At 45.8% G+C, this 4,592-nt stretch carries 4 protein-coding genes; 1 reads left to right on the forward strand and 3 read right to left on the reverse strand.

Features of this window, described 5'->3' with window-relative positions; all coding sequences use genetic code 11:
- Positions 1-110 precede the first annotated feature (110 nt).
- The 3 genes from VIP81_RS26645 to VIP81_RS26655 all read right to left on the reverse strand — a co-directional run bounded on the left by VIP81_RS26645 (position 111) and on the right by VIP81_RS26655 (position 2,193).
- A complete protein-coding gene (locus tag VIP81_RS26645) occupies positions 111-911 on the reverse strand; it encodes an undecaprenyl-diphosphate phosphatase (protein WP_331968476.1) in 801 nt (266 codons plus the stop codon).
- Between the two features lie 76 nt (positions 912-987).
- Positions 988-1,281, reverse strand: a complete 294-nt coding sequence (locus tag VIP81_RS26650) for a DUF3098 domain-containing protein (RefSeq protein WP_331968479.1) — start codon at positions 1,279-1,281, stop codon at positions 988-990.
- Positions 1,282-1,320: 39 nt separating this feature from the next.
- Positions 1,321-2,193 carry a cell division protein FtsX gene (locus tag VIP81_RS26655; protein WP_331968481.1) on the reverse strand — a complete coding sequence of 291 codons (873 nt, stop codon included), beginning with the start codon at positions 2,191-2,193 and terminating at the stop codon, positions 1,321-1,323.
- Positions 2,194-2,454: 261 nt separating this feature from the next.
- Between VIP81_RS26655 and leuS the strand changes: the two genes are divergently transcribed.
- Positions 2,455-4,592 (forward strand): leucine--tRNA ligase (gene leuS / locus VIP81_RS26660; RefSeq protein ID WP_331968485.1); only part of this gene is annotated, 2,138 nt, incomplete at its 3' end.

Consider the following 4,592-nt stretch of genomic DNA (forward strand, 5'->3'; position numbering starts at 1 on the left):
ACCCACATTTGTCTTCGCTAATCTTTTTTAATCCTATAAAATCAAAAAGTAAAAATCTGGAAAATCATCTAAATCAGTATAATCCTGGATAAAGACAAAAACTCGCTGCATTACACTTCCAGGGTATACCCCATCAGGATAGCGGCGATAATAATAATACCTACTACAATTCGATAATATCCCCACATCTTAAATCCGTACTTTTTCACCGCACCGATAAAGAATTTGATGGCGCCCAGGGCTACCACAAAGGCTACGATGTTACCGATGAGCAGGAGTTTCAGGTTTTCCGGATGTGCCATCAGCAGCTCTTTTCCTTTCAGGAGTTTATATCCGGTGGCAGCAGCCATAGTAGGCACCGCCAGGAAAAAGGAGAATTCTGCCGCTACGCTGCGGGAGAGCTTTTGCTGCATACCACCAATGATAGAGGCGGCACTGCGGCTGGTACCTGGAATCAGGGCCAGACATTGGTAGAAGCCAATGCGCAAAGCGGTAAAGATGTCTATTTTTTCTTCCGTCAGAATAGTGGGTTCTTTAAACCAGCTATCTACAAATAATAATACAATACCCCCTAAAAGCAGCGTTACCCCTACCGTAAGCGGACTTTCCAGCATGGCATCTATTTTTTTACTGAACAGGAAACCCAGGATCAGCGCCGGAATCACGGCTACCACCAGCTTCAGGTAAAAGCTTAAGCGGTTTTTATCGAATACCAGGAATTTTTTCCAATAGAATACAACTACTGCCAGGATGGCTCCCAGCTGAATCACTACTTCAAACAGTTTGGTAAATTCATCTTTGCCAATGCCCAACAGCGCGCTAACAATAATCATATGGCCGGTAGAAGAAATAGGCAGAAATTCTGTCAACCCCTCCACGATGGCAATGATAATAGCTTGAAAAACGTTCATCGAATTTAATATGGTTAAAAGTGAAAAAAAAAGCGATGATTGCTCATCGCTGTAAGAATACTTTTATAGGAAAGAACTATGCATTCGCTTTTGGACGGCGCATAATAGCATATACTTCTACCACTAAACCCAGCACAATTACGATAGGGGCCAGGGTAATCCGGCGAAAGCTATATACATTCTCTGGTTTAAAAGAATTGGGATCGTTGGAATCACCTCCCATCATGAGGAGGAAGCCCAGCACAATCACCACAATACCAGCCAGCATCAATTTATAATTCTCTTTCGGGAAAATAGGGCGGCTGTCTGCCAGTGCTTCTTCTGAAATGGGAGCATGCTTCGAAGCCGGGTTTGTGCTTATTTTAGCCATAGTGTTTGGTATTATATATCTTCAGTTAAAGATGTTAAATTAATAAAGATCGTCCAGTTTCAGGCGGAGGTACTTCATCACGGAGCGGTGGGTGCTCACCAGGGAAATACAGATTCCGATCAGGATCATACCTATAAACATAAACGCAATCATCAGGTTATCGCGTAAACCGGCCAGTTCGGGCAGTAATTTATCTGCCAGCGACATGATGCCGATCAGTCCTGCGATGGCAATCAGCGCGGCAATAGCACCATTGGCAATGCTGCGCAGATCAAATGGCTTGGCAATAAACCAGCGGGTAGCCCCTACCATTTGCATGGTTTTAATGAGGAAACGGTTGCTGAACATGGCCAAACGGATGGTATTGTCTATCAGGAAAATCACCACCAAACATAATAAACCGCTTATGATCAGTATGATCAGGCCAATCCTGTTCACGTTTTCATTCAGTTTGCTCACCAGCATGCGCTGGTAGGAAATTTCCCTTACGATGCTTTGCTGCGACAGGTTATTTTCAATAATCTTGAGACTGTCGTTGTTCACATAATTGGCGTTGGCCTTTATGTTAATGCTGCTGTAGAGCGGGTTGTATTGCAAGAGGGTGATAAAATCCTCCCCGAAATCCTTTTTAAAACGTTGGGCGGCCATGTCCTTAGACACATACTCAATGGACTTGATGTATGGTTTGTTGGCCATGGAATCGCGTAGGGCCAGTGCCTGGTTTTCTTTTACATTATCTCTCAGAATGACCTGTACCTCAATGCTTTCCTTAAAATACACGCTTAACTTATTAGCATGTATTACCACCAGACCCAGTGTGCCCAGTAAAAACAATACCAGTGCTACACCAATGATGGAGTACAGGTAGGATGGTTTCGACTTCTTTGCTGATGATTTCCCGGATTGCGCCATTAATCTGCAGTTTATCGGCGAAAATAATAAAAATTAGTAGTTATGTGTTTAATTTTGCCAACCCGATCAGGTAATACCCCCCATCCGGGCAATAGAATGGCAATATATAGAGATGTTGGGGAATGACATTGGTGTATTAATGAATTTAACATTATTTTGCTGAACAGGCATTATTACAATTTTATAAATTATAACTGATAACGCCTTAATAACCGGATGTATTGTTATATCCGGCCTAATTAAGGTCCATCTACAACCGATATGGAATACAATTTCAGGGCAATCGAAAAAAAATGGCAGGAACAGTGGCAGCAGTCGCATGCTTACCGCGTTAGCAATGACAGTCCAAAGCCCAAATGTTATGTACTGGACATGTTCCCTTACCCTTCCGGGGCGGGTCTTCACGTAGGACATCCCCTGGGATACATTGCAACAGACATTTATGCGCGCTATAAAAGACTAAAAGGCTTTAATGTACTACATACTATGGGGTATGATGCCTTTGGGTTGCCTACGGAACAATATGCCCTGGAAACAGGTCAGCACCCTGCTGTTACCACCGAGCAAAATATCAAAGCATTCCGGGAACAGCTGGATAATATTGGCTTTTGCTACGACTGGAGCCGGCAGGTAACCACCAGCGACCCTTCCTATTACAAATGGACGCAGTGGATATTTCTGCAGATCTTCGAAAGCTGGTATAACCGTGTTAACCAGAAAGCGGAGCCTATCAGCACCCTTGTGAATATTTTTGAGCAAGATGGCAATGCCGGCCATATCTGCCCCGGTGACCGGACCATACAGTTCACCGCCACCGAATGGAAAGGTTATGCCGAGAAAGAACAGCGGGATATCTTAATGCAGTATCGCCTCGCTTACCTGGCGCATGCCGAGGTAAACTGGTGCGCCGCACTGGGTACGGTCCTCGCCAACGATGAAGTAGTGAACGGCGTGAGTGAACGTGGTGGATTCCCCGTAGTGAAAAAGAAAATGAGCCAGTGGTTCCTGCGCATCACCGATTACGCCAACCGACTGCTGGAAGGACTGGAAACAGTATCCTTCAGCGATGCTATGAAAGAAATGCAGCGTAACTGGATCGGGAAAAGCCAGGGAGCAGAAATAAAATTCGCCCTGAAAAACTCCACCGAACACGTGGAAGTATATACCACCCGCCCGGATACCATCTTCGGCGTGGACTTCATGGTAATAGCGCCCGAACATGATCTCGTAAAATTAATTACTACCCCGGAACAACAGGGGGAAATAGACAAATACCTCGACTACGTTCAAAGCCGCTCTGAACGCGAACGTATGGCCGACGTAAAACAAATTACCGGTTGCTTTACCGGCGCCTACGCTATCAACCCGTTTGATGGCCGCGAAATTCCGGTGTGGATTGCAGAATACGTACTGGCCGGTTACGGTACAGGTGCTATCATGGCGGTGCCATGTGGCGACCAGCGCGACTTTGGCTTTGCCAAACATTTCAATATCCCCATCACCAACATCATTGGTGATGCCTTTAACGGTCAGGAAGCCAATTCCACCAAAGACGCCAAACTGCAAAACAGCGGTTTCCTCGATGGCATGGACATGAAACCGGCCACTGACATCGTGATCAACAAGCTGGAAGAAATGGGTATCGGCAAACGCAAGGTGAACTTTAAAATGCGCGATGCCGGCTTTAGCCGTCAACGTTACTGGGGCGAGCCTTTCCCGATCCTGTACAAGGATGGTATTCCTTACGCCATGGATGAAAAAGACCTGCCGCTGGAATTGCCACATGTGGAAAACTACAAACCCGGTGCTGAAGGTGAAGGCCCCCTGGCCAACATCACCGACTGGGTGAATGTTGCGCCCGGCGTAAAACGCGAAACCAACACCATGCCCGGATATGCTGGCAGCAGCTGGTATTTCCTGCGCTATATGGACCCACACAATGCACACACTTTTGCCGACCGTAAAGCCACGGATTACTGGAACCAGGTAGATGTATACGTAGGCGGTACCGAACACGCCGTAGGTCACCTGCTCTATTCCCGCATGTGGACAAAAGTGCTGTTTGATCTGGGACATATCGGTTTCCAGGAACCGTTTAAATCGCTGATTAATCAGGGGATGATTGGTGGTAGCTCCAGGCTGGTATATCGCGTTCGTGGTACTCACCAGTATGTTTCTGTTGGATTAAAAGATCAATACGAAACAGATGAGCTGCACGTGGACGTGAATATGGTAGATGGCGTAGAACTGGATACCGAAGCATTTAAGAAATGGAAACCTGACTTTGCAGAAGCTACGTTCATTCTGGAAGACGGTAAATATCTGTGCGGCACACAGTTGGAAAAAATGAGTAAGCGTTTATTCAATACCGTTAATCCAAACGATCTGGTAGAGAAATA

Origin of the sequence: Chitinophaga sp. (assembly GCF_036566945.1) — a bacterium.
Classification (GTDB): domain Bacteria; phylum Bacteroidota; class Bacteroidia; order Chitinophagales; family Chitinophagaceae; genus Chitinophaga.

Coding starts and splice junctions, on each gene's coding strand:
- VIP81_RS26645 (WP_331968476.1), bottom strand. CDS start 911: ATGAACGTTTTTCAAGCTATTATCATTGCCATCGTGGAGGGGTTGACA.
- VIP81_RS26650 (WP_331968479.1), bottom strand. CDS start 1,281: ATGGCTAAAATAAGCACAAACCCGGCTTCGAAGCATGCTCCCATTTCA.
- VIP81_RS26655 (WP_331968481.1), bottom strand. CDS start 2,193: ATGGCGCAATCCGGGAAATCATCAGCAAAGAAGTCGAAACCATCCTAC.